26 protein-coding genes are annotated in these 26664 nt (G+C 72.2%); 11 read left to right on the top strand and 15 right to left on the bottom strand.

Annotated features, from left to right (window positions below; all coding sequences use genetic code 11):
- The first annotated feature begins 537 nt into the window (after positions 1 to 537).
- Positions 538 to 1536, top strand: a complete 999-nt coding sequence (trpS, locus tag ACFV9O_RS34120) for a tryptophan--tRNA ligase (RefSeq protein WP_385425058.1) — start codon at positions 538 to 540, stop codon at positions 1534 to 1536.
- Here trpS and ACFV9O_RS34115 read toward each other — a convergent pair.
- The gene (locus ACFV9O_RS34115; RefSeq protein WP_385425055.1) at positions 1503 to 1901 is read right to left on the bottom strand and encodes a helix-turn-helix domain-containing protein; all 399 of its coding nucleotides are present in this window, start codon (positions 1899 to 1901) and stop codon (positions 1503 to 1505) included. The genes trpS and ACFV9O_RS34115 overlap by 34 nt on opposite strands.
- Between ACFV9O_RS34115 and ACFV9O_RS34110 the strand changes: the two genes are divergently transcribed.
- Positions 1900 to 2361, top strand: a complete 462-nt coding sequence (locus ACFV9O_RS34110; RefSeq protein WP_385425052.1) for an isochorismatase family protein — start codon at positions 1900 to 1902, stop codon at positions 2359 to 2361. The genes ACFV9O_RS34115 and ACFV9O_RS34110 overlap by 2 nt on opposite strands.
- A gap of 3 nt (positions 2362 to 2364) precedes the next feature.
- On the opposite strand, the gene proC is transcribed toward ACFV9O_RS34110, so the two are convergent.
- From proC to ACFV9O_RS34070, 8 genes are all read right to left on the bottom strand, one after another.
- Complete coding sequence (gene proC, locus ACFV9O_RS34105) at positions 2365 to 3174, bottom strand: pyrroline-5-carboxylate reductase (protein ID WP_385425048.1); 810 nt, start codon at positions 3172 to 3174, stop codon at positions 2365 to 2367.
- A 127-nt stretch (positions 3175 to 3301) separates the two neighbouring features.
- On the bottom strand, positions 3302 to 4039 hold the full coding sequence (locus tag ACFV9O_RS34100; RefSeq protein ID WP_385425045.1) for an ABC transporter permease: 738 nt from the start codon (positions 4037 to 4039) through the stop codon (positions 3302 to 3304).
- On the bottom strand, positions 4036 to 4827 hold the full coding sequence (locus ACFV9O_RS34095; protein ID WP_385425042.1) for an ABC transporter ATP-binding protein: 792 nt from the start codon (positions 4825 to 4827) through the stop codon (positions 4036 to 4038). The genes ACFV9O_RS34100 and ACFV9O_RS34095 overlap by 4 nt, the downstream gene beginning before the upstream one ends.
- Before the next feature lie 32 nt (positions 4828 to 4859).
- Positions 4860 to 6008, bottom strand: coding sequence for an NAD(P)/FAD-dependent oxidoreductase (locus tag ACFV9O_RS34090; protein ID WP_385425039.1), 1149 nt, complete (start codon positions 6006 to 6008; stop codon positions 4860 to 4862).
- 138 nt (positions 6009 to 6146) lie between these two features.
- Entirely contained in the window at positions 6147 to 7028 is an 882-nt protein-coding gene (gene sigJ, locus ACFV9O_RS34085) for an RNA polymerase sigma factor SigJ (RefSeq protein WP_385425036.1), read from the bottom strand.
- Between the two features lie 113 nt (positions 7029 to 7141).
- Entirely contained in the window at positions 7142 to 8026 is an 885-nt protein-coding gene (locus ACFV9O_RS34080; RefSeq protein ID WP_385425034.1) for a class I SAM-dependent methyltransferase, read from the bottom strand.
- A gap of 24 nt (positions 8027 to 8050) precedes the next feature.
- Entirely contained in the window at positions 8051 to 8506 is a 456-nt protein-coding gene (locus ACFV9O_RS34075; protein WP_385425061.1) for a hypothetical protein, read from the bottom strand.
- Between the two features lie 139 nt (positions 8507 to 8645).
- Positions 8646 to 8957: an SH3 domain-containing protein gene (locus ACFV9O_RS34070; protein ID WP_385425032.1), complete on the bottom strand. Its 312-nt coding sequence runs from the start codon at positions 8955 to 8957 to the stop codon at positions 8646 to 8648.
- Between the two features lie 125 nt (positions 8958 to 9082).
- On the opposite strand from ACFV9O_RS34070, the gene ACFV9O_RS34065 reads away from it, so the two are divergent.
- Positions 9083 to 11278, top strand: coding sequence for a serine/threonine-protein kinase (locus tag ACFV9O_RS34065; RefSeq protein WP_385425030.1), 2196 nt, complete (start codon positions 9083 to 9085; stop codon positions 11276 to 11278).
- 90 nt (positions 11279 to 11368) lie between these two features.
- Here the strand turns inward: ACFV9O_RS34065 and ilvD are convergent, their stop codons facing one another.
- The 4 genes from ilvD to ACFV9O_RS34045 all read right to left on the bottom strand — a co-directional run bounded on the left by ilvD (position 11369) and on the right by ACFV9O_RS34045 (position 15847).
- Complete coding sequence (gene ilvD, locus ACFV9O_RS34060; RefSeq protein ID WP_385425028.1) at positions 11369 to 13219, bottom strand: dihydroxy-acid dehydratase; 1851 nt, start codon at positions 13217 to 13219, stop codon at positions 11369 to 11371.
- Between the two features lie 227 nt (positions 13220 to 13446).
- Entirely contained in the window at positions 13447 to 14061 is a 615-nt protein-coding gene (locus ACFV9O_RS34055; RefSeq protein WP_385425025.1) for a TetR family transcriptional regulator, read from the bottom strand.
- Positions 14058 to 14882, bottom strand: a complete 825-nt coding sequence (locus tag ACFV9O_RS34050) for a sugar phosphate isomerase/epimerase family protein (RefSeq protein WP_385425022.1) — start codon at positions 14880 to 14882, stop codon at positions 14058 to 14060. Before ACFV9O_RS34050 ends, ACFV9O_RS34055 begins: the two co-directional genes overlap by 4 nt.
- Positions 14883 to 14914: 32 nt before the next feature.
- Positions 14915 to 15847: a Ppx/GppA family phosphatase gene (locus ACFV9O_RS34045; RefSeq protein WP_385425019.1), complete on the bottom strand. Its 933-nt coding sequence runs from the start codon at positions 15845 to 15847 to the stop codon at positions 14915 to 14917.
- Between the two features lie 40 nt (positions 15848 to 15887).
- Here ACFV9O_RS34045 and ACFV9O_RS34040 point away from each other — a divergent pair, with 40 nt between their 5' ends.
- Complete coding sequence (locus ACFV9O_RS34040; protein ID WP_385425017.1) at positions 15888 to 16736, top strand: hypothetical protein; 849 nt, start codon at positions 15888 to 15890, stop codon at positions 16734 to 16736.
- A 76-nt stretch (positions 16737 to 16812) separates the two neighbouring features.
- Here the strand turns inward: ACFV9O_RS34040 and ACFV9O_RS34035 are convergent, their stop codons facing one another.
- Positions 16813 to 18570, bottom strand: a complete 1758-nt coding sequence (locus ACFV9O_RS34035; RefSeq protein WP_385425014.1) for a hypothetical protein — start codon at positions 18568 to 18570, stop codon at positions 16813 to 16815.
- A gap of 200 nt (positions 18571 to 18770) precedes the next feature.
- Here ACFV9O_RS34035 and radA point away from each other — a divergent pair, with 200 nt between their 5' ends.
- Together radA and disA are read left to right on the top strand one after the other, a co-directional pair.
- Complete coding sequence (radA, locus tag ACFV9O_RS34030) at positions 18771 to 20180, top strand: DNA repair protein RadA (RefSeq protein WP_385425011.1); 1410 nt, start codon at positions 18771 to 18773, stop codon at positions 20178 to 20180.
- Between the two features lie 113 nt (positions 20181 to 20293).
- A complete protein-coding gene (gene disA / locus ACFV9O_RS34025) occupies positions 20294 to 21427 on the top strand; it encodes a DNA integrity scanning diadenylate cyclase DisA (protein ID WP_385425007.1) in 1134 nt (377 codons plus the stop codon).
- A gap of 173 nt (positions 21428 to 21600) precedes the next feature.
- Here disA and ACFV9O_RS34020 read toward each other — a convergent pair whose 3' ends face one another.
- On the bottom strand, positions 21601 to 22401 hold the full coding sequence (locus tag ACFV9O_RS34020) for a hypothetical protein (protein WP_385425004.1): 801 nt from the start codon (positions 22399 to 22401) through the stop codon (positions 21601 to 21603).
- A 172-nt stretch (positions 22402 to 22573) separates the two neighbouring features.
- On the opposite strand from ACFV9O_RS34020, the gene ACFV9O_RS34015 reads away from it, so the two are divergent.
- From ACFV9O_RS34015 to cseB, 5 genes are all read left to right on the top strand, one after another.
- The gene (locus tag ACFV9O_RS34015) at positions 22574 to 23326 is read left to right on the top strand and encodes a phosphatase PAP2 family protein (RefSeq protein WP_385425001.1); all 753 of its coding nucleotides are present in this window, start codon (positions 22574 to 22576) and stop codon (positions 23324 to 23326) included.
- 22 nt (positions 23327 to 23348) lie between these two features.
- A complete protein-coding gene (locus ACFV9O_RS34010) occupies positions 23349 to 24314 on the top strand; it encodes an A/G-specific adenine glycosylase (protein WP_385424999.1) in 966 nt (321 codons plus the stop codon).
- Between the two features lie 180 nt (positions 24315 to 24494).
- A complete protein-coding gene (locus ACFV9O_RS34005; RefSeq protein ID WP_385424996.1) occupies positions 24495 to 25163 on the top strand; it encodes a SigE family RNA polymerase sigma factor in 669 nt (222 codons plus the stop codon).
- Positions 25151 to 25849, top strand: a complete 699-nt coding sequence (locus ACFV9O_RS34000; RefSeq protein WP_385424993.1) for a hypothetical protein — start codon at positions 25151 to 25153, stop codon at positions 25847 to 25849. The genes ACFV9O_RS34005 and ACFV9O_RS34000 overlap by 13 nt, the downstream gene beginning before the upstream one ends.
- A gap of 21 nt (positions 25850 to 25870) precedes the next feature.
- Positions 25871 to 26575 carry a two-component system response regulator CseB gene (cseB, locus tag ACFV9O_RS33995; RefSeq protein WP_385424990.1) on the top strand — a complete coding sequence of 235 codons (705 nt, stop codon included), beginning with the start codon at positions 25871 to 25873 and terminating at the stop codon, positions 26573 to 26575.
- Positions 26576 to 26664: the final 89 nt, after the last annotated feature.

The raw sequence follows: 26664 nt of genomic DNA, 5'->3' as shown, positions 1-26664 counted from the left end.
GGCTGCCGGGCCGTTCTTCGCTTTCGCGTTTCCCTTTCCGGCGGTTCCGACTCTATCAGATCCTTTCGGGCCTGATTCCCAGTCAGAAGGGGGTGTCTTCCTGGCCGTTCGGCCGTTCCGACGAGTGAGACTTTAGCGGAATCCCGGCCCCCGACGCTAATCGGGCTGCGTTCGTTCGAACGCGGATTCCTCATTTCGCAAAATCGCACGGAAAGTGAGGCGACAAAGAGTCGCTCACTTGGAGTGGTTCTTGCGGAATGGCTGTCCGGGGCCGACCGGAGTCGGTGCCGCACGTCGGACAACCCGGAGAACACTACGGATCGGGGTTCCTCATGTCAACCTCGGGCCTCACCCCGTATCCTCGACCCATGACTACGCATGCGCACACCCAGCAGTGGTGGGCCGCCTGACGGCGGCCGGCAGATACGCATGCGCTCAACGGCCGCCGCTTCGGCGGCCGTTCGCGTTTCTCCCTCCCCCGGGGGCCTCGGTCGCTGATCGCGGCGGCTCCGACTGGTACAGGAGAGGGAGACAGAGATGGCGCGGATCTTCAGCGGGGTCAAGCCGACAGGGCATCTGACGTTGGGCAACTATCTCGGGGCCGTACGACGGTGGGTCGAGGTGGATCAGCATCGGGCGGACGCGCTGTTCAGCATCGTGGATCTGCATGCGCTGACCGTCGAGCACGATCCGGCGCGGGTGCGGAGGCTCAGTCGGCAGGCGGCGACGCTGTTGCTGGCGGCGGGGCTGGATCCCGAACGGTGCACCGTGTTCGTCCAGAGTCATGTGGATGAGCACGCCCGGCTCTCATATCTGCTGGAGTGCACGGCCGCGGACGGCGAGATGCGGCGCATGATCCAGTACAAGGAGAAGGCTGCGCGGGCGCGGTCCGCCGGGGAGAGCGTGCGGCTGTCGCTGCTGACATATCCCGTGCTGATGGCGGCGGACATCCTGGCGTACGGGACGGACGAGGTGCCCGTCGGGGACGACCAGGCGCAGCACGTCGAGCTGACCCGGGATCTGGCGGTGCGGTTCAACCAGCGGTACGGGCATGTGTTCACGGTGCCGAGGGCCACGCATCCGGAGGTCGCGGCGCGGGTGATGGATCTGCAGGACCCGATGTCAAAGATGGGGAAGTCGCACGAGAACGGGGCCGGGATCGTCTATCTCCTCGATGACGCGGACGTGATCCGGCGCAAGATCATGCGGGCCGTGACGGACAGCGGGCAGGGCGTCGAGTACGACCGGGCGAGCCGGCCGGGGGTGGCGAATCTGCTGGAGATCCTGGCCGCCTGTGAGAACGGGAACCCGGAGGCCTTGGCCGGTGTATATGAGTCGTACGGCGCGTTGAAGAGGGACACGGCCGAGGCGGTGGTGGAGCTGCTGAGGCCCTTGCGGGAGCGGCACGCGGAGCTGGCGGCCGGTCCGAGGTATGTGGACGAGGTGCTGAGGACGGGGGCCGAGCGGTCCCGGGCGTTGGCCCGTCCTCTGGTGGATCGCGCCTACGAGGCGATCGGGTTGCTTCCGGCCGGCTGACGGAAGGCGGCCCGGTAGTCGCGCGGGCTGGTGGCGAGGTGAGCGGCGAAGTCCTGGCGCATGGTCACCTCGCTGCCGAAGCCCGTGCGGCGGGCGACTTCCGGGATGGGGTGATCGGTGAGTTCGAGGAGTTTCTGAGCGGCAGCGACGCGCTGCGTGATGAGCCAGTGGAGGGGGTGGTTCCTGTGGTGGCCTGGAAGTGACGGGCGAAGGTGCGGGGGGGACATGCCCGCGCGGGCGGCGAGGGACGCGACGGTATGGGGTTCCTCGAGGTGGGCGAGGGCGTAGTCCCGTAGTGCCGTGAGGGTGTCCGCCGCGTGGTCGGCACGGGGCGGACGAGAACATCGCGTCGCTGATCGACGCATGGCAGGCGAGTGGGAGGCCGGTCGTCTTCGTACGGCACGACTCCTCGAAGTCCGGGTCGCCGCTGCGGCCGGGGTACGAGGGGAACGGCTTCAAGGAGTACGTGGAGAAGAGGAGGGGCAGGGCAGCGGGGCCGACCTGCTGGTGACGAAGACCGTGAACTCGGCGTTCTACGGATCACCGGATCTGCGGGCGTGGTTCGGGGCTCAGGGGGTGCGGCAGTTCGTGGTGGCCGGGATCCAGAGCAATATGTGCGCGGAGACGACGGCGCACATGGGAGGGAACCTCGGGTACGAGGTGCTGTTCGCGCTGGATGCGACGTACACGTTCGACCTCGTGGGGCCGTGGGGGTGGACGCTGAGCGCCGAGGAGCTGGCGCGGGCCACCGCCGTGTCGCTGCACGGCGGTGGGTTCGCGACGGTGGCGGCGACGGAGGAGTTGGTCGCCGCTGCCGCGCGGTGAGCGTCAGCTGTTGCCGGAGGCGAGCTCGCGGCTGCGGTCGCGGGCGGCCTCCAGGGCAGCGATGAGGGCGGCGCGCACCCCGTGGTTCTCGAGCTCGCGGATCGCGCTGATGGTGGTGCCGGCCGGGGAGGTGACGGCTTCGCGGAGCTTGACCGGGTGTTCGCCGGAGTCGCGGAGCATCACGGCGGCGCCGATGGCGGCCTGGACAATCAGGTCGTGGGCCTGGGCGCGGGGCAGGCCGAGGAGGATGCCGGCGTCGGTCATGGCCTCGACGAGGAAGTAGAAGTAGGCCGGGCCGGAGCCCGAGAGGGCCGTGGCGGCGTCCTGCTGGGACTCTGGAACGCGGAGGGTCTTGCCGACTCCGCCGAAGATCTCCTCGGTGTGGGCGAGGTGTTCGGCGGTGGCGTGGCTGCCGGCGGAGATGACGGACATGCCTTCGTCGACGAGGACGGGCGTGTTCGGCATGACACGGACGACGGGGGTGTTGGGGGCGAGGCGGTCCTCGATGGTGGAGGTGGTGATACCGGCCGCGGCGCTGATGACGAGACGGTCTGCGGAGATATGGGGGGCGAGCTCGTCGAGGAGCTTGCCCATGTCCTGGGGCTTGACGGTGAGGATGAGGGTGTCGGCGCGCTTGGCGGCGTCCGCGTTGGTGACCGCCTCGACGCCGTAGCGGGTGTGGAGCTCCTCGGCCCGCTCGGCGCGGCGGGCGGTGACCAGGAGGGCGGCAGCGGGCCATCCGGCCCGGATCATGCCGCTCAGCAGGGCCTCGCCGATCTTGCCGGTACCGAGGACTGCGACTGTCTGGGTCATGCGGGTCACCTCGCCGGGGGTGGTGCGTGCGGTTCGTGCGGTCGTCCATGCGCCTGGACCGTGCTTCCAGGCACATGGACATCCTTGCACCGGGCCGGCCGTGGTGTCGGTGGTGTCCGAGGAGCGGTCACGCGGTGCGGCGGCGGAGGGTGGCCGCGCCCAGGGCGAGGACGAAGAGGGCGCAGGCGGCGACGATGAGGACGTCGCGGATGAAGTCGGCGGTGACGTCGGTGTGGCGGAGCACTTCGTCCATGCCGTCGACCGCGTACGACATGGGCAGGACGTTGGAGATGCCTTCGAGGACGGGCTGCATCTGGTCGCGGGCGATGAACAGGCCGCAGAGCAGCAGCTGGGGGAAGATCACGGCCGGCATGAACTGGACCGCCTGGTACTCGGATGCGGCGAAGGCGGAGACGAACAGGCCGAGGGCCGTGCCGAGCAGGGCGTCCAGGAGGGCGACGAGGAGCAGCAGCCAGGGCGAGCCGACGACGTCGAGGCCGAGGAACCAGACCGCGAGTCCGGTGGCAAGGGCGGACTGGACGATGGCGAGGAGTCCGAACGCCAGGGCGTAGCCCGCGATCAGATCGCCCTTGCCCAGGGGCATGGCCAGCAGGCGTTCCAGGGTGCCGGAGGTGCGCTCGCGCAGGGTGGCGATGGAGGTCACCAGGAACATCGTGATGAGGGGGAAGATGCCGAGGAGCGAGGCGCCGATGGAGTCGAAGACCTTCGGGGTGCCGTCGAAGACGTAGCGCAGCAGGAAGAGCATCACGCAGGGCACCAGGAGCATCAGCGCGATCGAGCGCGGGTCGTGGCGCAGCTGGCGGAGGACGCGGGCGGCGGTGGCGAGGGTGCGGGCCGAGTTCATCGGGCGGTCTCCTGAAGGGCGTTGGCCGTGTCGACGAGGTGGAGGAAGGCGTCCTCGACGGTCGCGGTGTCGTTGCGGTGCCGGAGGGCGTCGGGGGTGTCGTCGGCGAGGAGTTCGCCCTCGCGCAGGAGCAGGAGGCGGTGGCAGCGCTCGGCCTCGTCCATGACGTGCGAGGAGACGAGGATGGTGGTGCCGCGGTCGGCGGCGATGCGGTGGAAGAGGTCCCACAGATCGCGGCGGAGGACCGGGTCGAGGCCGACGGTGGGCTCGTCGAGGACGAGCAGCTCGGGGGTGCCGAGGAGGGCGACGGCGAGCGAGACGCGGCTGCGCTGGCCGCCGGAGAGGTTCCCGGCGAGAGCGTCGGCGTGGTCGGCGAGGTCGACGTCGGCGATGGCCTGGGTGACGTTCTGCCGGCGACGGTCGGCCGCGGCGCGGCCGGGGTCGAGGATGGCCGCAAAGTAGTCCAGGTTCTGACGGATGGTCAGATCGCCGTAGACGGACGGGGCTTGGGTGACGTAGCCGATGCGGGAGCGGAGTGAGGCGTCGCCTGCGGGGCGGCCGAGGACCTCGAGGGTGCCGGTGACCTTGGCCTGGGTGCCGACGACGGCGCGCATGAGGGTCGACTTGCCGCAGCCGGAGGGGCCGAGGAGACCGGTGATCTGGCCGGGCGGGACGTCGAAATCGAGGGAGCGGAGCACGGTGCGGGGGCCTCGTACGACGGTGAGGGCGCGGGCGTGGATGGCGGGGCCTACGGCGCCCTCGGCGCCCCCCGCAGCATTATTCATCATGCGATGAATAATGCTGCGGGGCGGTGTTGGCGTCAAGCCATTGGCGCCTGCCGGGCATGGGCGGGTGCGGGCCGGTCGTGGGTCGTGCCCATCCGGCCCGCCCTGCGCGACGACTGCCCGCACACCAGCCGGAGATAACGGACCGTGGAGCGGACCACCTGTTCCTTGGTCAGGACGGCCGGGCGGCCCTTGAGGAAGCGGTCGTGAGGGGTGTCGTCCGGGCGGACGAACTGGATCAGACCGTCGTGGCGGCCGAGGCTCACGCACTGGAGGACATAGCGGAAGCTCAGCGGTCGCGGTTCGCGGCCACGGGATTCCGCGATGATCGAGGAGGCGGCGTGGGCCCCCGTGGGGAGTGCGGTCGCGCAGGCCATGCGCAGGGCGCCCGCCTTGGCTGAGCGGGCGGCGGCCGCGTCCCCGGCGACGTACACCTCGGGGTGCGACACCGAGCGCAGGGCGTCGTCGACCGCGATACGGCCGGACGGGTCGAGGGCGAGACCGGCGGCCCGGGCGAGTTCGGCGTTGGGGATCATCGAGGCCGCCCAGACGACCGCGTCCGCGTCGAGGTCGTCGGCGTGCGCGACCCGGTGGCCCTCGTCGATGCGGACGCCCCGCGCTGTCAGGACCGTACGGACATGGTCGCGGCCGCGCGCCGAGAGGCCGGGTCCGACGCCTTCGCCCGCGTGGAGGCGGACGGTCCAGTCGGGGTGGGACTCGGCGAGTTCGGCGGCGAGTTCGATGCCGGTCAGTCCGCCGCCGACGACCGCGAGGGAGCCGGATCCGTCCTGGAGCCGCTTGTGCAGGGCGGCGGCGGACTCGGGCGTGTGGGCCCGCTCGCCGGCGGGTGCGGTGCGGCTGCCGAGGGCGTAGACGAGCCGGTCGTACGGGAGGTGGCGGCCGTCGTCCGTGGTGACCCGGCGGGCCGCGGTGTCGATGGCCACGGCACGGGAGGCGAGGTGCTCGATGCCGGTGGAGCCGAGCAGTCCGGTCAGGGGGTGGGTCACATCGGGGCGGCCGGCGGCGAGTTCATGGAGCCGTACGCGTTCGGTGAAGCGGTCGCTGGGGTCGATGAGGGTGACACGGGCGTGCGGGGCTAGGCGGAGTGCGGCCATGAGCCCCGCGTAGCCCGCGCCGAGGACCAGGACCTGCCACGGTTCGGGTTCGTTTGAGTTCGTCGTCATACAAGGGGGACGACGCAGGCCCGCGGAGTGTGACACTGCCGCGGGCCGCGGGGTCTTGCGGTCCCGTCCGGACGGGACCGCGTCCGGAGGTCACGCCTGCGTACGATCCCGAGTCCGGACGGTCACGCCTGCGTACGGTCACGCGTCCGTGCTCCCGGCCAGGCCGAGGTGCCGGAGCTTGTCGGGGTTGACGACGGCGTCGATCTCGGTGATCCGTCCGCCGTGCACCATGAAGGCGAACACCGCGCCCTGTGCCCCCACGGGGTCGTCGAAGACGATGCCTGGGGCACCGTTCACGTCCCGTACGAACACCTGCATCGTCGCCAGGTCGAAGCCGCGCGTGAGGCGCTGGGCGAAGCGGGCGACCTTCTCGTTGCCGAGCACCGGCAGCCGGGCGGCCATGACCTTTCCGCCGCCGTCGGAACGCCAGACCACCTCGGGGTCGAGGATCTCCAGCAGCCCGTCGAGGTCGCCGCCCATGACCGCCGTGAGGAACGCGTCGACGGCACGCCGGTGCTCGCCGCGGTCGACCGACCGGCGGGGCGCCTCGGCGCGGACCCGGCGGCGCGCCCGGGAGGCAAGCTGCCGTACGGACTCGGGGGTGCGGCCGACGACCTCGGCGATCTCCGGGAAGGGCACGGCGAACACGTCGTGGAGGATGAAGGCGGTGCGTTCGGCGGGGGTGAGCCGCTCCAGGACGGTCAGCATCGCCATCCCGACCGACTCGTCGAGGGTCACCCGGTCCTCCGGGCCGTCTTCGCTGATCACCGGCTCGGGCAGCCAGGGCCCGACGTACGCCTCGCGGCGTGCGCGGGCGGAGCCCAACTGGTCGTAGCAGATGCGGCTGATGACGGTCGTCAGATACGCGCTCGGGTCCTCGGCCTCCCCGTCGGGCAGGCCCTGCCAGCGCAGCCAGGCCTCCTGTACGGCGTCGTCGGCGTCCGCGACCGAGCCGGTGATGCGGTAGGCGATGCCCCACAGGCGGTCGCGCTGCTGCTCGAAGAGCCGGAGCTCTGCCATGGTCCGGTCCTCCTCCTTCGCGTACGGGTCTCCTGGCCTCTTGGCCTCTCCGCCTGGCCGGGCTCGGCCCGGCCTCTTGGGAAGAGACGCTCAGGAGGCACGAAGTGTGACAGTCAGATCCAGCGCGTACGCCTCTTCGACGACCCCGTCGGGGAACAGCTCCAGGAGTCGTCGCGTTCGTCGGCGAGGACAGGAGCGGCGGCCTCCGGCCCCATGGCCGCGAAGTAGGACCGGCTGCCGAGGTTGGCGAGGTGGGTGTCGAAGGACACGCGCCGCGTCCAGTGGAGCCGCCGGCGGACGGGAGCGAGCCCCGGGTCGAGGCCGCGGATGATGCGGGCGGCCTCCGTGGTGACGCTGTGCGCGTGATAGCCGGGGAGGCGGCCGGCGAGGCGGGCCTCCTGGGCACGGGTCCAGGAGGTGTCCGGGTCCGGGACGTTCCACCAGAGGGCGAGGGCGCCGTGCGGGCGGGCCAGGACGCGGAAGGCCTCGGGGACGGAGCGGGCGGGATCGGTCCATTGCCAGGCCTGGGCGTACGTGACGAGGTCGGCGGTGCCGTCGGCGAGCGGCAGTGCGTCGCCCACGGCACGCAGGAGCGGTACGCCGGGGAGCGCGCGGCGCAGCTCGCACGCCATGGCGTGGCCGGGCTCGACGGCGACGACGCGCGCGCCGCGGTCGTGGAGTGCGCGCGTGGCGATGCCGGTTCCGGCGCCGACGTCGACGACGCGGGAGCCCTTGAGGGGGCGGCCGGTGAGTTCCTCGACGGCGTCGTAGAGCGCGGCGGGGTAGCCGGGGCGGGCGGCGGCGTACTGGGAGGCGACGGAGTCGAACGCGAGGGCGTGGGCGTGCGCGTGGGAGGCGGCGGTGTCGGTGGCGGTCCCCCGCGGGTCGGCCCCATGCCCGTCGTGCCCGTGCCCGCGCGGCTCGTGTCCGCGCTGCTCGTCCTCGTGCCGGTCGTGCCCGAGCGCGCTGTCGCCGTGAGCCGTGATGCTCTGCGTCATGCGCCCCATCCTGGCGCCGACGCTCTAGCGACGGCGGGGCTTCGGCTTCTTCCGGGCCGACGGGTTGCCCGCGCGCGTATTGCGGCGCTTCTCGAACTGGGCGACGGCCGTCTCGTACTCCGTGCGGCGCAGCTTCTCGCCCGGGGCCTCGGTGAGCGAGCGGAAGAAGTACGCGAGGAGCGAGCCGATGAAGCCGATCGCCTTCAGGCTGCGGAGGGATTCCTCGCGGGCAGGGTCGGCGGGGCGGCGGGAGAAACCCTCCCAGGTCTTGCGGAAGGCGATCGCGCTGCAGATCGCGAACATGACGATCACGAGGGTGTTGACGAAGCCGCCGACCTTGGCGACCTCCAGGCCCTGGTAGCCGAACCGCAGCACCAGACATCCGGCGACGGCCGCGGCGAGCGAGCCGACGGCGACGCCGGCGCGGCGCAGGGCGTAGCCGCCGTCGTGGTCCACCCAGGTGGTGCCGAAGAAACGGATCGGCTCGGGCTGTGGACCGGTGCGGGGGGCCTCGTCGGCCGCGCCCGCACCGGTGTGGCCGGCCTTGCCGGAGGTGCCCGGGGTGTCGTCGTGGTTCTCGTTCACGGGGTCGATTATCCCCGGGGTGGGACGGGCGCGGTCAGGAACAGCGCGGAGCGACGTAGCCGTCGCTGCCCGTGTTCACGTAGGCGTCCGAGACGAACTCGCCGTCGGCGATGTTGTCCCACAGCGTCGTCGTGCCGTACGGGCCGGTGATCTGCTCGCCGGGCTTCTGGCAGTACACCGGGACCTTCACGTTGTACGGCAGGGTGCGGATCAGCCGGTACTGGCGGCCCGGGCCGGACCGGACGTTGACGCGGTAGCCGGGCGCGATCGGGTACCTGACGACGTCCGCGGCGAGTTCGGCCTGGACAGCGTCGCCCGCACTCTCACTGATCTCTTCAACGGCCATGCGGCCTCCCCCCGTTGGCATTCATTGCTCTGCGACGCGCAGGCTAGCAAGCCCCGTCGGCCCCAAACGAACCATCGACTAGGCTCCGAGCGTCGCGCTTGCGGTCGAACACACGGGGGTGGACGATGCCGCCGCTGCGAAAGAGTGGCACCGGCCCGGAAGCGGAACATCCGGAATACGCAGGGCAGTACCGCCTTGAGGCGTGCCTCGGTGCCGGCGGAATGGGCGTCGTGCACCTCGCCAGGTCCGCGTCCGGCATGCGCCTCGCGGTCAAGATCGTGCACGAACAGTATGCGGCGGACCCGGAGTTCAGGGCCAGGTTCCGGCAGGAGGTCGCGGCCGCGCGCCGGGTCAGCGGGGCCTTCACCGCGTCGGTCGTGGATGCGGACCCGGATGCCGGCCGGCCGTGGATGGCCACCCTTTACGTGCCCGGGCCGACGCTCGCCGATCAGGTGAAGCGGAACGGCCCCATGACGCCTGCCGAGTTGCGCAGGCTCACGGCCGGACTCGCCGAGGCACTCCGCGACATCCACCGCGTCGGCGTCGTCCACCGTGACCTCAAGCCCAGCAATGTGCTCCTCACCGACACCGGTCCGAAGGTCATCGACTTCGGGATCTCCCGGCCGTTCGACAGCGATCTGCGTACGGAGACGGGGAAGCTGATCGGCTCGCCGCCTTTCATGGCGCCCGAGCAGTTCCAGCGGCCGCGCGAGGTAGGGCCTGCTGCCGATGTGTTCGCCCTGGGGTCGGTGCTGGTGCACGCGGCGACGGGGAGCGGGCCTTTCGACTCGGACAGCCCGTACATCGTGGCGTATCAAGTGGTCCACGACGAGGCCGACTTGACTGGGGTACCCGCCGAACTCGCACCGCTGATCAGCCGGTGTCTGGCCAAGGCTCCCGCGGACCGGCCCACTCCCGACGAGATCATGGCCGACCTGCGCCCCCCTTCGTACGAGGCCGCGGCCTTCATACCCACTCAGAGGCGACCGGCCGGAACGATGCCCGCGCCGACAGGGCGGCCGGAGACGCGAAGCGGGGAGCCGGGGACGCCGGGCGGCTCCGGCGGCCCGGCGGGCGGCACGCCTCCCCGGCCACGCGCCCGCAGGCGAAGGCATCCGCGCCTGCTGGCAGCGGGCGTCACGCTTCTGGTCGTCGCGGGTGGGGCACTCGCCATGCACGGGTACGGCGGCACGGACGGGGACGCGCCCGGTCCGCCGGCGCCCACGGGGGCGGCGAATGCCTTCAGGCCTTGGGAGGCGACGCTGCGCGCCTCCGGTGACACGGCCCCGGTCTGCGGATTCGCCGATGCTGCGCTCTACTGCTCCGTACCCGGCGTCAGTGCTGCACGCCTCGACCCCGCCGACGGACGGGTGGTCTGGTCGGTCACCGCGTCGGCGGCAAAGGGCGAAGAAGGCCACCCCGCCCTCGGTCCTGCGGTTTCCGGCGGGCTGGTGCACACCACGACGGCGACGACACGCACGGCGAAGATCCAGACGTACCACCCTGCCGACGGCACAGCCGGCTGGAGCGCGGACATCTCCTCGTACCAGGGCGGCGTCGGTTTCGCAGGCGACACCGTCCTCCTCGTGTCGCCCGCCGGCAGCGTCAAGGCCCTGGACGCAGCCACCGGAAAGACCAGATGGCGCCATGCCCTCCCCGGTCACACCCGCCCGGCCCTCGGCGCCTACAGCGAGGAGACCGGGCGGCTCCACGCCTTCGAGGTCTCCCCTGACGGCCGCAGCACCGTGGTCACCGCGGTGGATCCGCGCACCGGCACCGTGGCGTGGCAGCACAGATTCGACGGGAACCTCACCCCGGCCGCGTGCCTGGGCGACACCCTCCTCCTCACCTCTGTGGACACGAACTCGCAGACCGACGCGATCGTGCGCTACGAGCCGCGGCAGCAGGCCGCACACCGCGTGAAGCTGCCGTTCCCGCTCGCCGAACCACAGCTCGCCCTGGGCGGAGACACCGCCTACCTGCTGGCGCGGGGCGGCACGCTGCTGGCGGTCGACACCCGGCGTACGACCGCCGCGCAGAGCGCCGAACTGTGGCGCCTGGAGACCGCTGCCGGCCGCGCCTCCCGCCCCGTCGTCGACGGTGAAGGCCGCCTCTACTTCTCCGCGGCCGACGGACGGCTCTTCGCCGTCGACACTCGGCGCGGTGTCGTGCTCGGTCAGACCCGCCCCCGGCTGGACGGCGGGCGGCTCGGCTTCGCGGCCTTCCTGCCTGCCCCTGTCACCGCTCCCGGCAAGGTCTTCGCGACCGCGCCGGACGGCTCCGTCTTCGCCGTGGACGCTCGCGACCCGGCGCGCTGGTGAGCCGGGGAACGACGGCGGCGACACACGGCGAAGCCCCCTGCGGGGCATCTTCCGCCGGGGGCTTCGGAGGGACGGGCAGGGCAGCCCGGCTCAGCCCAGCTGCGACACGTCCCTGACCGCGCCCTTGTCCGCGCTCGTGGCCATCGCCGCGTACGCGCGCAGGGCCGCCGAGACCTTGCGCTCGCGGTCCTTCGGGGCGTAGACGCCGCCCAGTGCCTCACGGCGGGCCGCCAGCGTGGCGTCGTCGACGACGAGCTCGATCGAGCGGTTGGGGATGTCGATGCGGATGAGGTCGCCGTCCTCGACGAGGGCGATCGTGCCGCCGGAGGCGGCCTCCGGGGAGGCGTGGCCGATCGACAGACCCGACGTGCCGCCGGAGAAGCGGCCGTCCGTGACCAGGGCGCAGGCCTTGCCGAGGCCGCGGCCCTTGAGGAAGGAGGTCGGGTAGAGCATCTCCTGCATGCCGGGGCCGCCGCGCGGGCCCTCGTAGCGGATGACGACGACGTCGCCCTCCTTCACGACCTTGGAGAGGATCTTGTCGACGGCCTCGTCCTGGGACTCGCAGACGACGGCAGGGCCTTCGAACGTCCAGATCGACTCGTCGACACCGGCCGTCTTCACCACACAGCCGTCGGCCGCCAGATTGCCCTTGAGGACGGCGAGGCCGCCGTCCTTGGAGTAGGCGTGCTCGACCGAGCGGATGCAGCCGTTCTCGGCGTCGAGGTCGAGGGACTCCCAGCGCTCGGACTGCGAGAAGGCGGTGGCGGAGCGGACGCAGCCGGGGGCCGCGTGCCACAGCTCGACGGCCTCGGCGGACGGGGAGCCGCCGCGGACGTCCCAGGTCTTGAGCCACTCGGCCAGGGACGCCGAGTGGACGGTGTGGACGTCCTCGTTCAGCAGCCCGCCGCGGTACAGCTCGCCGAGGATCGCGGGGATGCCGCCGGCGCGGTGGACATCCTCCATGTAGTACGTGCCGCCGGGGGCGACGTTCGGTGCGACCTTGGCCAGGCACGGGACGCGGCGCGAGACGGCGTCGATGTCCGTCAGGTCGTAGTCGAGCTCGGCCTCCTGCGCGGCGGCGAGCAGGTGGAGGATCGTGTTGGTCGAGCCGCCCATGGCGATGTCGAGGGCCATCGCGTTCTCGAAGGCCTCGCGGGTGGCGATGTTGCGGGGCAGGACGGACTCGTCGCCCTGCTCGTAGTAGCGCTTGGTGATCTCGACGGCCGTGCGGCCCGCGTTCTCGTACAGGGCCTTGCGTGCGGTGTGGGTGGCGAGGACCGAGCCGTTGCCGGGTAGGGCGAGGCCGATGGCCTCGGCGAGGCAGTTCATCGAGTTGGCGGTGAACATGCCGGAACAGGAACCGCAGGTCGGACAGGCGTTCTCCTCGATGCGGAGGACGTCCTCGTCCGACACGTTCTCGTTGACCGAGTCGACGATCGCGTTGATCAGGTCCAGCTTGCGGACCGTGCCGTCGACGAGGGTCGCCTGGCCGGCCTCCATCGGGCCGCCGGAGACGAAGATCGCCGGGATGTTGAGGCGCATGGCGGCCATCAGCATGCCGGGGGTGATCTTGTCGCAGTTGGAGATGCAGATGAGCGCGTCCGCGCAGTGGGCCTCGACCATGTACTCGACGGAGTCGGCGATCAGCTCCCGGGAGGGCAGCGAGTACAGCATGCCGCCGTGGCCCATCGCGATGCCGTCGTCGACCGCGATGGTGTTGAACTCGCGCGGGACGGCACCCGCGGCGCGGATCGCGTCGGAGACGATCCGGCCGACCGGGGCGAGGTGGGTGTGGCCCGGCACGAACTCGGTGAAGGAGTTGGCGACGGCGATGATCGGCTTGCCGATGTCCTCGCTCGCTACGCCCGACGCCCGCATAAGGGCGCGGGCACCTGCCATGTTGCGGCCGTGGGTGACTGTGCGGGACCTCAGCTCGGGCATCGTCGCTCGCTCCTTCAGACAGTTCTGGCTCTGGTCGAGCGTACGCCGCCGCTCCAAGATCTGGACGTGCTGTCCGGAATGCGGGACGGGGTTCCGCCCTTCGGGCAACCCTCGGGAAAGGTGTCCGTCAACGAGGGCTGACGACCGGGCCCGGCCTCCCGCTCCCCCCTGAGCCCCGCCTTCCCCTGCCTCCGGGCCTGTCTTCCCCCTGCCTCCCGGGCCGGGGCTCAGGCCTCCGTCAGGTACCGCTGAAGCGTCGGCGCGACCATCGCGACGATCTCCTCCGGATCCGCCGAGGCCAGCGGCTCCACCTGGATCACGTACCGCAGGATCACGATGCCGATCATGTGCGAGGCGGCCAGCTCCGCCCGGAACTTCGGGTTCGGTACGTCGAGCTCCCCCGCCACCTGCTCCAGCAGCCGCCGCAGGACGAACCCGCGCAGCACCTTCGCCGCCGCCTCGTGCGTCATCGCGGACCGGATGATCGCCAGCAGCGGGGCGCGGGTCGCCGGGTTCTCCCAGACCCCGATGAAGAACCGTGCGAGCCGCTCGCCGATGCCCTCCGCCCCCTCCCCCAGGACCGCCGGGATGACGAGCGCGGGCTCGAAGGAGACCTCGATGGCGGCCGCGAAGACCTCGTCCTTCGTGCCGAAGTAGTGGTGCACGAGGGCCGGGTCGACGCCCGCGGCCTTGGCGATGCCGCGGACGGACGTCTTGTCGTAGCCGCGCTCGGCGAACTCCGTACGGGCCGCCTGGAGGATCCGCTCACGGGCGCCGGGGCCGGTGTCCGACTCCTTGCGTGCGGGCCGGCCGCGCCGACGGGGCGCCGCGCCGCCGCTCACGAGCCCGTGACCCGGGCCGCCGACGCCAGGTGCAGCCGGGTGAACGCCAGCGCCTCGGCGAGGTCGGCCTCGCGCTCCGCCGCCGACATCGCCCGCCGCGTGTTGACCTCGATGACGACATGGCCGTCGAAACCGGTGCGGGCGAGCCGCTCGAGCACCTCGGCGCACGGCTGGTCGCCGCGCCCGGGCACCAGGTGCTCGTCCTTCGCCGACCCCTTGCCGTCCGCGAGATGGACGTGCCCGAGCCGGTCGCCCATGCGGTCGAGCATGGCCAGCGTGTCCGTACGGGAGGTGGCCGTGTGGGAGAGGTCGATCGTGAAGTGCCGGTAGTCCTCTTTGGTGACGTCCCAGTCCGGGGCGTACGCGAGCATCTCGCGGTCGCGGTAGCGCCACGGGTACATGTTCTCGACGGCGAAGCGCACGTCCGTCTCGTTCGCCATGCGCCAGATGCCGGAGACGAAGTCGCGTGCGTACTGCCGCTGCCAGCGGAAGGGCGGATGGACGACGACGGTGGACGCGCCGAGCTTCTCGGCGGCCGCCTGCGCGCGCTGCAGCTTCACCCAGGGGTCGGTGGACCAGACCCGCTGGGTGATCAGCAGACAGGGCGCGTGGACGGCCAGGATCGGCACCTCGTGGTAGTCGGAGAGCCGGCGCAGCGCCTCGATGTCCTGACTGACGGGGTCGGTCCAGACCATGATCTCGACGCCGTCGTAGCCGAGGCGCGCGGCGATCTCGAAGGCCGTCGCCGTCGACTCCGGGTAGACGGAGGCCGTAGACAGGGCGACCTTCGCATCCGGGATGCGCACCACTGGTTCTGCCACGAGGGACAGGGTACGGGCCTTGCGGGGCGGCATCAGGGAGCGGGGAGGTGGTCCAGGCGGCGCAGGATCACGCCCTCGCGCAACGCCCACGGGCAGATTTCCAGCTCGTCCACGCCGAAGAGGTCCATCGCGCCCTCCGCGACCAGGGCTCCTGCCAGCAGCTGCGCCGAGCGTCCCTCGGAGACCCCGGGGAGCGCCGCGCGCTGCGCGGTGGTCATGGCGGCGAGCTTGGGGACCCACTCCTCCAGTGACGCACGGCTCAGTTCGCGCTGTACGTACACGCCCTCGGCGGAGCGCGCAGCCCCGGCGATACGGGCGAGCTGCTTGAAGGTCTTGGAGGTCCCGACGACGTGGTCGGGCTTTCCGAAGCGGCTGAACTCGCCGACCGTACGGGCGATCTGTGCCCGTGCATGGCGGCGCAGCGCCCGGACGTCCTGCGGGTCCGGCGGGTCGTCGGGCAGCATCGCCGAGGTCAGCCGGCCGGCGCCGAGGGGCAGGCTCACGGCGGCGTCCGGCTCCTCGTCGATGCCGAACGCGATCTCCAGCGAGCCACCGCCGATGTCCAGGGCGAGGAGCTTGCCCGCGGACCAGCCGAACCAGCGGCGGGCGGCCAGGAAGGTGAGCCGGGCCTCCTCCTCGCCGGTGAGGACCGTCAGGTCGACACCGGTGACGGTCCTGACGCGGTCCAGCACCTGGTCGGCGTTGGCGGCCTCCCGGACGGCGGAGGTGGCGAAGGGGAGGATGTCCTCGCAGCCCTTGTCCTCGGCGGCCTGCAAAGCGTCCATGATCGTGGCGATCAGCCGGTCGACGCCCTCGGGGCCGATGGCTCCGTCCCCGTCGAGGAGCTCGGCAAGGCGCAGCTCCGCCTTGTGTGAGTGGGCGGGGAGGGGCCGGGCACCGGGGTGCGCGTCCACCACCAGCAGGTGCACCGTGTTCGAACCGACGTCGAGGACTCCGAGTCTCATGTACGGAACGCTACTGCGGCCGCGCGCATACGCTTGACTCGTGCCAAAGACGAAAAAGACGAAGCCGGGCAAAGCTGTCGAGGAGAAATCCGCGAAGGCAGCGAAGCCCGCCAAGAACAGCTCCCGGCGCAGCGAGCCGGACGAGAAGGGGCTGGACTTCCCCCGGGCCTGGGTGGAGTTCCCCGACCCCGCGGACGACGAACAGGTCTTCCGCTGTGACCTGACGTGGCTCACGTCACGCTGGAACTGCATCTTCGGCAGCGGCTGCCAGGGCATCCAGGCGGGCCGCGCCGACGACGGCTGCTGCACGCTCGGGGCGCACTTCTCGGACGAGGACGACGAGAAGCGGGTCGCCGGGCACGTGGCGCGGCTCACGCCGGAGCTGTGGCAGTTCCGCGACGTGGGCACGGAGTCCGGCTGGGTGGAGGTCGACGAGGACGGAGACCGGCAGACCCGCCGCTGGGAGGGTTCCTGCATCTTCCAGAACCGCCCGGGGTTCGCGGGCGGCGCGGGCTGCTCCCTGCACATCCTGGCCCTGAAGGAGGGCCGCGAACCGCTCGAGACGAAGCCCGACGTGTGCTGGCAGCTGCCGGTGCGGCGTACGTACGACTGGATCGACCGCCCGGACGACACGCGGGTCCTCCAGATCTCGATCGGCGAGTACGACAGGAGGGGCTGGGGACCGGGCGGCCACGACCTCCACTGGTGGTGCACGTCCGCCACGTCGGCGCACGGCGCGGGCGAGCCGGTGTACGTGACGTACCGCCCGGAGCTCACGGAACTGATGGGCAAGGCGGCGTACGACGTCCTGGTGGAGCTGTGCGAGGCGCGGCTGGCGAGCACGCTGCCGCTGGTGGCTCCGCATCCGGCGGACCCCGAGCGGGCATAAGCGGCGCACGGGAGGGCGGGGCGGCGTAGCGACGGGCACCCGTGCCGGGGCTCCCTGACCCCGGCGAAACGCTTCCTCAGCCGGATGGTGCGGGGGCCTGCGACGACGGGGGTTCCGAGGGGGGAGGCTCCGACGAGGCCGGCGGCTCGGACGACGACGGAGGTTCCGAGGGCGAGGGCGGCTCGGACGACGACGGGGGCGTCGAAGGCGTCGGCGGCTGGGACGACTGCGGGGGCTCCGAGGGCGAGGGCGGCTGGGACGACGACGGGGGCGTCGCGCCGCGGCCGTCGATCTCCAGCACCGCGCCGGACGGATCGACGCCCACGCGGGCGGTCCAGGGTCCGGCCGGTTCCGCGTCGTGGTCCACGTGCACGTAGACGGTCACGGACTCGCCCGGGTGCAGCGTTCCCGAGCTGAGGCTGGCGTACAGCCAAGGCGCATCGGTCCACAGGGACCAGGTGACGGGCGCGCCGCCCGACGCCGTGATGGTGACCATCGTGGTGTCGCCGGAGGGCTGCGCCTCGACGGTGAGCCTGCCGGGCCCCTGGCCCGGAGCGGAGGGCACGGCCGGTGGCAGTCCGGGGCTGATGACCTCTACGGACACATCGGGCGTGCGGCTGCCGACGGTGAAGCGGGAGTCGGGTTCCTGCCGTGCGTTCCCCGCGTTCTCGTAGCGGTCGTACGGGGAGCCGTCCATGGCCCCCGGCGCGTCCACCTCGCTCGCGGAGAACGGGGATCCGTCGCTGGTCTCGCCAGTGAGCGGGGCACCCCGGTACGCCGCCCAGAGCGCGAGCACGGGCGCGGCGACGACCGTCGCGACGACGGTCGTGGTGACCGCCCGGGCCCGGATCCGGTCACGCCGGGCCGCGTGGTCCTTGGGGTCCATGGGGAAACCGTCGCGCCCGAAGCGCGGCGCCGCGGCGCGTGCCCGCGGGACGTGCAGCATCGCCACGTACGCCGCCGCGCGCGGCGCCGGCACGAGGGGCAGCGAGTCCGGGGTGGCCGACGACGAGCCGGGCCAGGGCCCGGTGGCACCGGCGCGCTCGGCGGCGCGGCGGCAGCGCGGACAGTCGTCGACGTGCCGCACGAGCTCGCGCCGCAGCGTCGCGGAGAGCAGCACCTGATGGTCGCCGGTGAGCCGCGCGACGGACGGGCAGTTGCCGGTCTCGACGACGGCGAGCGCCGCGCGCGTGCGCTCCACCTCGCAGGCGGCCGCGGCGAGCAGCTCACGGGCGCGGGCGGGGTCCAGGCCGAGGACCGCGGCGACCTCGAGCGGGCCGAGCCGATGGCGTACCGCGAGCTCCAGGGCCTCGCGCTGCTCGGGGCTGGTGCCGGCGGCCTCCGGCCAGGCCAGCTGCGCCAGCTCGGCGCGGCGCCGCTCGGCGGCCTCGGGCGACACCTTGGGCGCGGCCTCCTCGGAGACGGGGACGGGCCGCCCGCTGTGCGCGCCCCCCGCCCCCTGCCGCTTGCGGCGCTTCTGCTCGGCGAGCGCCCGCAGACAGGCCCACCGTGCCAGCGCGTACAGCCAGGCCCTCCGCTCGGCATCCCCGGTGGGGCAGCGCGCGTACTGCCGCTCGGCGATGGCCAGGACGTCGCCGAGCACGGCCGTCGCCGCCTCGTGGTCGCAGAGCGCGGACAGGCAGTACGTGAACAGCCCGTCCAGGTAGGCCTCGTACCGCCCGGGCGGGGTCTGCCCGAGGGTCGGCCGCTGGCCGGACGCACGGCGGTGCGCCCGGTGTGCGCCGGTGGTGTGTGTGGGGGGCTCCAGACTGCTGCTCGTCACCCGGCGACCGTAGGCAGCGGAAGGCACACCCTTCGCGCCGGTTGAGCACATTTAATTCTTACGGGTGAAGGTATCCCTCGATGGGCGACAGGAGCATTTGCCTCGACGCGGGTGACTGTGCTTTTCGGCGCATTTCGACAGGGGTGCGACGGGGGCGCGGGGTGGCGCCCGGCGGGGGGAACTCCTTCGGCCGGACGGGTGAGGCGTCCGGTGCCGCACGGCTGTCACTGGGTACCGCTACGGTTTGCCCCATGGCTGCCCGTACGAAATCCGCCAAGGACAGGCCGTCCTACCGCTGCACCGAATGCGGCTGGACGACCGCCAAGTGGCTCGGCCGCTGCCCCGAGTGCCAGGCCTGGGGCACGGTCGAGGAGTACGGCGCACCCGCGGTCCGTACGACCGCCGCGGGACGGGTCACGAACGCCGCGCTGCCCATCGGCCAGGTCGACGGCCGGCAGGCCACGGCCCGTACGACCGGGGTGGACGAGCTGGACCGGGTCCTCGGCGGGGGGCTGGTGCCGGGGGCAGTCGTGCTGCTCGCGGGCGAGCCGGGGGTCGGCAAGTCCACGCTGCTGCTGGACGTCGCGGCGAAGGCGGCGAGCGACGACCACCGCACGCTCTACGTGACGGGCGAGGAGTCCGCGAGCCAGGTCCGGCTGCGGGCCGACCGGATCAAGGCGCTGAACGACCATCTGTATCTCGCCGCCGAGACCGATCTCTCCGCCGTCCTCGGCCATCTCGACGCCGTCAAGCCCTCGCTGCTCGTCCTCGACTCCGTGCAGACCGTGGCATCGCCCGAGATCGACGGGGCGCCGGGCGGGATGGCGCAGGTGCGCGAGGTCGCGGGCGCGCTGATCCGCGCGTCCAAGGAGCGGGGCATGTCGACGCTGCTGGTGGGCCACGTCACCAAGGACGGCGCGATCGCCGGTCCGCGGCTCCTGGAGCATCTCGTCGACGTCGTGCTGCACTTCGAGGGCGACCGGCATGCGCGGCTGCGGCTCGTGCGGGGCGTCAAGAACCGCTACGGGGCGACGGACGAGGTCGGCTGCTTCGAGCTGCACGACGAGGGGATCATCGGGCTCGCCGACCCGAGCGGCCTGTTCCTGACCCGCCGGGACGAGCCCGTGCCGGGCACGTGCCTCACGGTGACGCTGGAGGGCCGCCGACCGCTCGTCGCGGAGGTGCAGGCGCTGACCGTCGACTCGCAGATCCCGTCGCCCCGGCGCACGACCTCCGGCCTGGAGACGTCCCGGGTGTCGATGATGCTCGCCGTCCTGGAGCAGCGCGGCCGTATCAGTGCGCTCGGCAAGCGGGACATCTACAGCGCGACGGTCGGCGGCGTGAAGCTCTCCGAGCCGGCGGCGGACCTCGCGATCGCGCTGGCGCTGGCCTCCGCGGCGAGCGACACCCCGCTGCCCAAGAACCTGGTCGCGATCGGCGAGGTCGGCCTCGCGGGCGAGGTCAGGAGGGTCACGGGCGTCCAGCGGCGGCTCGCGGAGGCGCACCGTCTGGGCTTCACCCACGCCCTGGTGCCGTCCGACCCGGGCAAGGTCCCGCCTGGTATGAAGGTCACGGAAGTCGCCGACATGGGGGATGCGCTGAGGGTGCTCCCGCGTGGGCGCCGGGCAGAGGCCCCACGGGCGGACGAGGTGCGGGGGTAGCGGCCCCGGCCGGGCCGGGTCGACAGCCATCGGCCCGCGACGCCGCCCGGGCCTGGCCGGGGTCGCTAGACTTTGCCCTGGTCTCGCCCATCCGTACGAGCCGGAGGAGTGCAGTGGCAGCCAACGACCGGGGCGCAGCACCCGGAAAGTCCGGCGGAGGCTCCGGGGGATCCGGCACGGAGTGGCTGATGCGCGCCTCTCTGAGTGCGGTCGCCCCGGGCACCGCCCTGCGGGACGGCCTTGAGCGCATCCTGCGGGGCAACACCGGCGGTCTGATCGTCCTCGGAATGGACAAAACGGTCGAGTCGATGTGCACGGGCGGCTTCGTGCTGGACGTGGAGTTCACCGCGACGCGGCTGCGCGAGCTGTGCAAGCTCGACGGGGCACTCATCCTCGACAAGGACATCACCAAGATCCTCCGGGCCGGCGTGCAGCTGGTCCCGGACGCCTCCATTCCGACGGAGGAGACCGGCACGCGGCACCGGACCGCGGACCGGGTCTCCAAGCAGTGCGGCTTCCCCGTGGTGTCGGTCTCGCAGTCGATGCGGCTGATCGCGCTGTACGTGGACGGAGAGCGGCGTGTCCTGGAGGAGTCCGCGGCGATCCTGTCCCGGGCGAACCAGGCGCTGGCGACGCTGGAGCGGTACAAGCTGCGGCTGGACGAGGTCGCCGGGACGCTCTCCGCGCTGGAGATCGAGGACCTGGTGACGGTCCGCGACGTCACGGCGGTCGCGCAGCGCCTGGAGATGGTGCGCCGGATCGCGACGGAGATCGCGGAGTACGTGGTGGAGCTGGGCACCGACGGGCGGCTGCTCGCGCTCCAGCTGGACGAGTTGATCGCCGGCGTGGAGCCCGAGCGGGAGCTGGTCATCCGCGACTACGTGCCGGAGCCGACGGCGAAGCGGTCCCGTACGGTCGACGAGGCGCTCGTCGAGCTCGACGACCTCACCCACGCCGAGCTGCTCGAACTGCCCATCGTGGCCCGCGCCTTGGGCTACAGCGGCTCGCCCGAGACCCTCGACTCCGCGGTCTCGCCCCGTGGTTACCGGCTGCTGGCGAAGGTGCCACGGCTGCCGGGCGCGATCATCGAGCGGCTCGTGGAGCATTTCGGCGGCCTGCAGAAGCTACTCGCCGCGAGCGTGGACGACCTCCAGGCGGTCGACGGCGTCGGCGAGGCGCGTGCGCGCAGCGTCCGCGAGGGGCTGTCGCGGCTTGCGGAATCGTCCATCCTGGAGCGGTACGTCTGACCCCGGCGGGGCTCCCCACCGAGGCCTCCACGGGGGCTCCGCACGCCTCGAGCCCATCCGTCCGGCGCTTGAGGGCGGCGCACCGGCCCGCCGGACGGCACCGGCCGCCGTCGCGGAGCCGCCGCGGACCGTGGTCCGCAGGCCCTGACCCGCAGGCCCTGACCCGAGGCGATTCAGTCCTTCTCCAGGCGGAACGACGCCGGAGTCACCGTCGCACCCGGGAAGCGTGCCTCCACCAGATACGTACCCGGCGCGGCCTGGTCCGCCGGCGGTGTGGCGCACTGTGGGGCGCTGTGGTGACGGTCCCAGTCGACGGTGTGCGTGATCGACGAGTTCGCCGGGACGCGCAGCAGGAGGCTGCCGCTGCCGCGCGGGCAGTCGCTGGAGGACCAGACCTCGTCGTCGGCGCTGTCGCTGATGGTCAGGACCGCGGCCTTCGGGCCGAAGTCGGCCTTGCAGGCGACGGCTGACGTGTTCTTCGCGATGAGCTGGAAGCGGGGCTTCTCGCCGGGCTCGTAGGAGACCTTGACGCTGCGCAGGGTCAACTGCAGTGATCCTGGCGCGCAGTTCGGGAGCGGGGAGCCGGCCGGGACCTGCTGGCCGGCGTTCGCGGCGCCGCCGTTCGCCGCACCGCTCGCGCCCGGGTCACCGTTCTTGCCCGTGCCGTCGGCGCCCTCGGCGGTGCCAGGGTCGCCGGTGCCGTCGCCCCCGCCGGACGCCCCCGACTCGTCGCGTCCGCCCGGCTGTTCACTGATCGCCGGGCCCGACGGGTCGGCTCCGGGCGTGATGGAGGGCGCGGGCCCGGAACCGCCCGGCTTGCCGTCGTCGCCGACGCTCCTCGTACCGCTGTCACCGAAGTTGACCGCCCAGACGATCAACAGCCCGAGCAGCGCCAGCAGGGACAGGGCGACTGCCCTCCGTCGCCAGTAGATGGAGGAGGGAAGCGGCCCGACCGGATTGCGCAGAGATCCCACGCACCGAACTGTACGAGAGATCGGGGGCAACTCCCGCCCCACCCGCCGCCCATGATGCTCGATTCTGTCGATCATCATCTGGAATGGGGCCGTTGAGCCCGACTTTCGTCGGGGTGGTCGTGGTCTTCGGCACCGGGCGACCGTGCCCGCGCTGCGCGTACGGTCCCTGGTCATGGACAGCGACATCCCCCACGGCATCTCGGGCGGCCTGTACCGCGGCATCACGGCGTTCGCCCACGCGACCCCCCACTGGGTGCACCGGCTCGCCGAATTCTGGACGGAGGCAGGGCTTCTGCTTTTCGGCGTGCTGTTCGTCGCCGTGTGGTGGCGGGCGCGCACGGCGAACGCACGGGCGATGGCGGTGGCCGTCCTCGCGCCGCTCGCGACCGCCGCTGCCTATGTGTGCAGCGAGTCGCTGAAGTCCCTGGTGGACGAGGAACGGCCGTGCCGCGCGGTCGCGGGGGCCGTGTCGTCGCTGGTGCCGTGTCCGCCGACGGGTGACTGGTCGTTCCCCAGCAACCACTCCACGATCGCGGGTGCGGCGGCCGTCGCCCTCATACTCGCCGCGCCCCGGCCGCGCATCGGATGGCTGACCGTGCCGCTCGCGGTGCTGATGGCGTTCTCGCGGGTCTTCGTCGGGGTGCACTATCCGCACGATGTGGCCGTGGGCCTGGTGCTCGGGGCGGTCGTCGCGCCGGCGTTCGTACGGGTGGGGGCGCGTCCGGCCGCGTCGCTCGCCGCGACGATGCGGACGAGCCGGTCGCGGCTCGCGCTCTGGCTCGCGGGCCCTGGTGACCGGTCCGCCGCCGTGGCCGGCACCCCGGCCGGCGCCTCGGACGACACGTCGGACCGCGCCGCGGACCGAGCAGCGGACCGCGTCACGGACCGCGCGTCGGAACCCGCCGCGCACGGCAGGCGGCGCTGAGCATGCCAGGATCGGAAGTGCCATGACTGCGACAGACATCCCCTCCCCCGCCGCCGAGGTCCCCGCGGATCTCCCCATCGACGATTCCACGGACGACTCCATCGACGTCCTGGCCAACCGCGGCCTCCACGCCCCGGTGCTCGCCTGGTTCGACCAGCACGCCCGCGATCTGCCCTGGCGCCGCCCCGAGGCCGGTGCCTGGGGCGTGATGGTCAGCGAGTTCATGCTGCAGCAGACCCCCGTCAGCCGGGTGCTCCCCGTGTACGAGCAGTGGCTGGCCCGCTGGCCGCGCCCCGCCGATCTCGCTGCCGAGGCACCCGGTGAGGCCGTACGCGCCTGGGGCCGGCTCGGCTATCCGCGCCGTGCGCTGCGGCTGCACGGCGCGGCGGTGGCGATAACGGAGCGGCACGGCGGCGACGTACCGCGCGAGCACGCACAGCTGCTCGCGCTGCCGGGGATCGGGGAGTACACGGCCGCCGCCGTGGCGTCGTTCGCGTACGGGCAGCGGCACGCGGTCCTCGACACGAACGTCCGACGGGTGTTCGCGCGCGCCGCGACCGGCATCCAGTACCCGCCGAACGCGACCACGGCCGCCGAACGCCGCTTGGCCCGCGCCCTGTTGCCGCAGGACGAGGCGACGGCGGCACGCTGGGCGGCGGCCTCGATGGAGCTCGGCGCACTCGTGTGCACCGCGCGCAACGAGGACTGCGGGCGCTGCCCGATCGCGGGACGGTGCGCGTGGCGGCTGGCCGGGAAGCCGGCGCACGACGGGCCGCCGCGGCGTGGCCAGACGTACGCGGGCACGGACCGTCAGGTCCGCGGCAAGCTGCTCGCGGTACTGCGCGAGGCGGCCACCCCGGTGCCGCGGGCGGTCCTGGACCGGGTCTGGGACGAGCCTGCTCAGCGGAACCGCGCCCTGGACGGGCTGGTTGCGGACGGTTTGGTCGAACCGCTGGAGAATGGCCGGTTCCGCTTGCCTCTCACCTGAGAATCTCCGTCAAACCCCGCCCAGCACCGTTGTTACACAACCGATGGATGGCCGTGCGCCCTCCGACGGCTGCTTCGGACAGCCCCGTGACAACAGCTCCGTAGGTTCCTTCGACGTAAGGGAAACCACGGGAACGCACAGCTTGTCACGGGGCTTGTCACGGGGACGGAGGCGGTTGGAATGGCGCACGGCGAGGTGCTCGAATTCGAGGAGTACGTACGCACCCGGCAGGAGGCGCTGCTGCGCAGCGCCCGGCGTCTCGTCCCCGACCCGGTCGACGCCCAGGACCTGCTGCAGACGGCGCTGGTGCGGACGTACGGCCGCTGGGACGGCATAGCCGACAAGTCGCTCGCCGACGCCTACCTCCGCCGCGTCATGATCAATACACGGACCGAGTGGTGGCGGGCCCGCAAGCTCGAAGAGGTCCCGACCGAGCAGCTGCCCGACGCGAGCATCGAGGACGCCACCGAGCAGCACGCGGACCGGGCCCTGCTCATGGACGTCCTGAAGGTGCTCGCCCCCAAGCAGCGCAGCGTCGTCGTGCTACGGCACTGGGAGCAGATGAGCACCGAGGAGACCGCCGCCGCGCTGGGCATGTCGACCGGTACGGTGAAGAGCACGCTGCACCGGGCGCTCGCCCGGCTCCGCCAGGAGCTGGAGGCCCGCGAGCTCGAGGGCCGGGGGCTGGAGAGCCGCGGTCCGGTGAGCCGGGGCACGGCGCACCGGGGAACGGCGGTCCGTGGGCGGGCAGGACGCGGGCCCCGCGTCCCTGCGCAGCGCGGCGAACAGCACGGGGACCGTACGTACGCACGTCGTGAGGAACGGGGGCGGGAGCAGTGCGCGGCCTAGCCGGAGACTGCATCGACGACGAGAACGGCGGCGGTGCCGGAGGCGGCGTCAGCCGATGGGCGGCGAGTGGCACGGCAGTGGCCGGCCTCGCCGCCTTCGGGCTGCTCGCGGTCGGCTGTTCGACCGGCGGGACCGGGACCCGCGACGAGGGACCGGCGCGGACCGATCCGGTGGCGCAGTCGCCGTCGAGCCCCGAGCCCTCGACGACGGCCTCGCCGGTGAAGAAGGTCGACGCGCTCCGGCTGATCATGGACGACCCCAAGGTCAGCAAGCGGGTGAAGGCCGATCTGAAGCCGTGCGCCGCGGACGCGTACCCGGTCGACACGTCGTACGGGAATCTCACGGACAGTCCGGTGCCGGACGTCGTGGTGAATGTGCTGACGTGCGGAGACGCGGTGGGGGTCGGCACGTTCGTCTACCGCGGGGGCGCCGACGGCTACGAGAATGTCTTCGCCGCCGAGGAGCCTGCGGTCTACTCGACGATCGACCGGGGCGATCTGGTCGTCACCAAGCAGGTGTACGCCAAGGGCGACCCCGTCTCGTACCCCTCGGGTGAGATCGTGACGACGTACCGCTGGGCCGGGAACAAGTTCACGGAACACGACCGGGTCGAGAACGAGTACAGCCGGGCGGTGGACGGCGACGTGGTGGACGAGCCGGCCCCGACCACGCCGAGCGAGAACTGAGAGAGCAGCGGAGTACACGGGATGGCCGAGACACATGTCCTGTTCGTCGAGGACGACGACGTCATTCGTGAGGCCACCCAGCTCGCGCTGGAGCGCGACGGCTTCACCGTGACCGCGATGCCGGACGGGCTGGCCGGCCTCGAGGCCTTCCGGGCGAACCGGCCGGACATCGCGCTGCTCGATGTGATGCTGCCGGGGCTGGACGGCGTCAGCCTGTGCCGGCGGATCCGGGACGAGTCGACTGTGCCCGTGATCATGCTGTCGGCGCGCGCCGACTCGATCGACGTCGTGCTGGGCCTGGAGGCAGGCGCGGACGACTACGTCACGAAGCCCTTCGACGGGGCGGTCCTGGTCGCCCGCATCCGTGCGGTGCTGCGCCGCTTCGGGCACGCGGGCGGTGTCGCGGGCGACTCCGGTGAGCCGGGCCGGCCGGGCGAGCGCGGGGTGCTGACCTTCGGCGACCTGGAGGTCGACACGGAGGGGATGGAGGTGCGCCGCGCCGGTGAGCCGGTCGGACTGACGCCGACCGAGATGCGGCTGCTGCTGGAGTTCTCGTCCGCGCCGGGCACGGTGCTGTCCCGGGACAAGCTGCTGGAGCGGGTCTGGGACTACGGCTGGGGCGGCGACACCCGCGTCGTCGACGTCCACGTACAGCGGCTCCGTACGAAGATCGGCCAGGACCGGATCGAAACGGTCCGCGGCTTCGGCTACAAGCTCAAGGCCTGATTCGAAAATCCCCCGTTCCGTGTCCGTAGCCGCTGGTCAGGCAGCTCCTTCTGTTTGGAGGGTGACTTGGTAGCCGAGTTGGTTGAGCT

Origin of the sequence: Streptomyces sp. NPDC059909 (genome assembly GCF_042730885.1) — a bacterium.
In the GTDB taxonomy this organism is placed as follows: domain Bacteria; phylum Actinomycetota; class Actinomycetes; order Streptomycetales; family Streptomycetaceae; genus Streptomyces.
The sequence above is the reverse complement of the archived record's forward strand: the minus strand, read 5'-3'. Positions and strand labels throughout refer to the sequence as shown.

Excerpts from the sequence above, each read along its gene's own strand:
- ACFV9O_RS34080 (WP_385425034.1), bottom strand. The coding sequence starts at position 8,026 with ATGACGCAGAGCATCACGGCTCACGGCGACAGCGCGCTCGGGCACGAC.
- sigJ (WP_385425036.1), bottom strand. The coding sequence starts at position 7,028 with ATGGCAGAGCTCCGGCTCTTCGAGCAGCAGCGCGACCGCCTGTGGGGC.
- ACFV9O_RS34115 (WP_385425055.1), bottom strand. The coding sequence starts at position 1,901 with ATGCGTCGATCAGCGACGCGATGTTCTCGTCCGCCCCGTGCCGACCAC.
- ACFV9O_RS34015 (WP_385425001.1), top strand. The coding sequence starts at position 22,574 with ATGGACAGCGACATCCCCCACGGCATCTCGGGCGGCCTGTACCGCGGC.
- ACFV9O_RS34110 (WP_385425052.1), top strand. The coding sequence starts at position 1,900 with ATGGCAGGCGAGTGGGAGGCCGGTCGTCTTCGTACGGCACGACTCCTC.
- ACFV9O_RS34090 (WP_385425039.1), bottom strand. The coding sequence starts at position 6,008 with ATGACGACGAACTCAAACGAACCCGAACCGTGGCAGGTCCTGGTCCTC.
- ACFV9O_RS34045 (WP_385425019.1), bottom strand. The coding sequence starts at position 15,847 with ATGAGACTCGGAGTCCTCGACGTCGGTTCGAACACGGTGCACCTGCTG.
- ACFV9O_RS34100 (WP_385425045.1), bottom strand. The coding sequence starts at position 4,039 with ATGAACTCGGCCCGCACCCTCGCCACCGCCGCCCGCGTCCTCCGCCAG.
- ACFV9O_RS34095 (WP_385425042.1), bottom strand. The coding sequence starts at position 4,827 with ATGATGAATAATGCTGCGGGGGGCGCCGAGGGCGCCGTAGGCCCCGCC.
- ACFV9O_RS34005 (WP_385424996.1), top strand. The coding sequence starts at position 24,495 with ATGGCGCACGGCGAGGTGCTCGAATTCGAGGAGTACGTACGCACCCGG.
- ACFV9O_RS34035 (WP_385425014.1), bottom strand. The coding sequence starts at position 18,570 with ATGTGCTCAACCGGCGCGAAGGGTGTGCCTTCCGCTGCCTACGGTCGC.
- ACFV9O_RS34070 (WP_385425032.1), bottom strand. The coding sequence starts at position 8,957 with ATGGCCGTTGAAGAGATCAGTGAGAGTGCGGGCGACGCTGTCCAGGCC.
- cseB (WP_385424990.1), top strand. The coding sequence starts at position 25,871 with ATGGCCGAGACACATGTCCTGTTCGTCGAGGACGACGACGTCATTCGT.
- proC (WP_385425048.1), bottom strand. The coding sequence starts at position 3,174 with ATGACCCAGACAGTCGCAGTCCTCGGTACCGGCAAGATCGGCGAGGCC.
- ACFV9O_RS34010 (WP_385424999.1), top strand. The coding sequence starts at position 23,349 with ATGACTGCGACAGACATCCCCTCCCCCGCCGCCGAGGTCCCCGCGGAT.
- ACFV9O_RS34065 (WP_385425030.1), top strand. The coding sequence starts at position 9,083 with ATGCCGCCGCTGCGAAAGAGTGGCACCGGCCCGGAAGCGGAACATCCG.
- radA (WP_385425011.1), top strand. The coding sequence starts at position 18,771 with ATGGCTGCCCGTACGAAATCCGCCAAGGACAGGCCGTCCTACCGCTGC.
- trpS (WP_385425058.1), top strand. The coding sequence starts at position 538 with ATGGCGCGGATCTTCAGCGGGGTCAAGCCGACAGGGCATCTGACGTTG.
- ilvD (WP_385425028.1), bottom strand. The coding sequence starts at position 13,219 with ATGCCCGAGCTGAGGTCCCGCACAGTCACCCACGGCCGCAACATGGCA.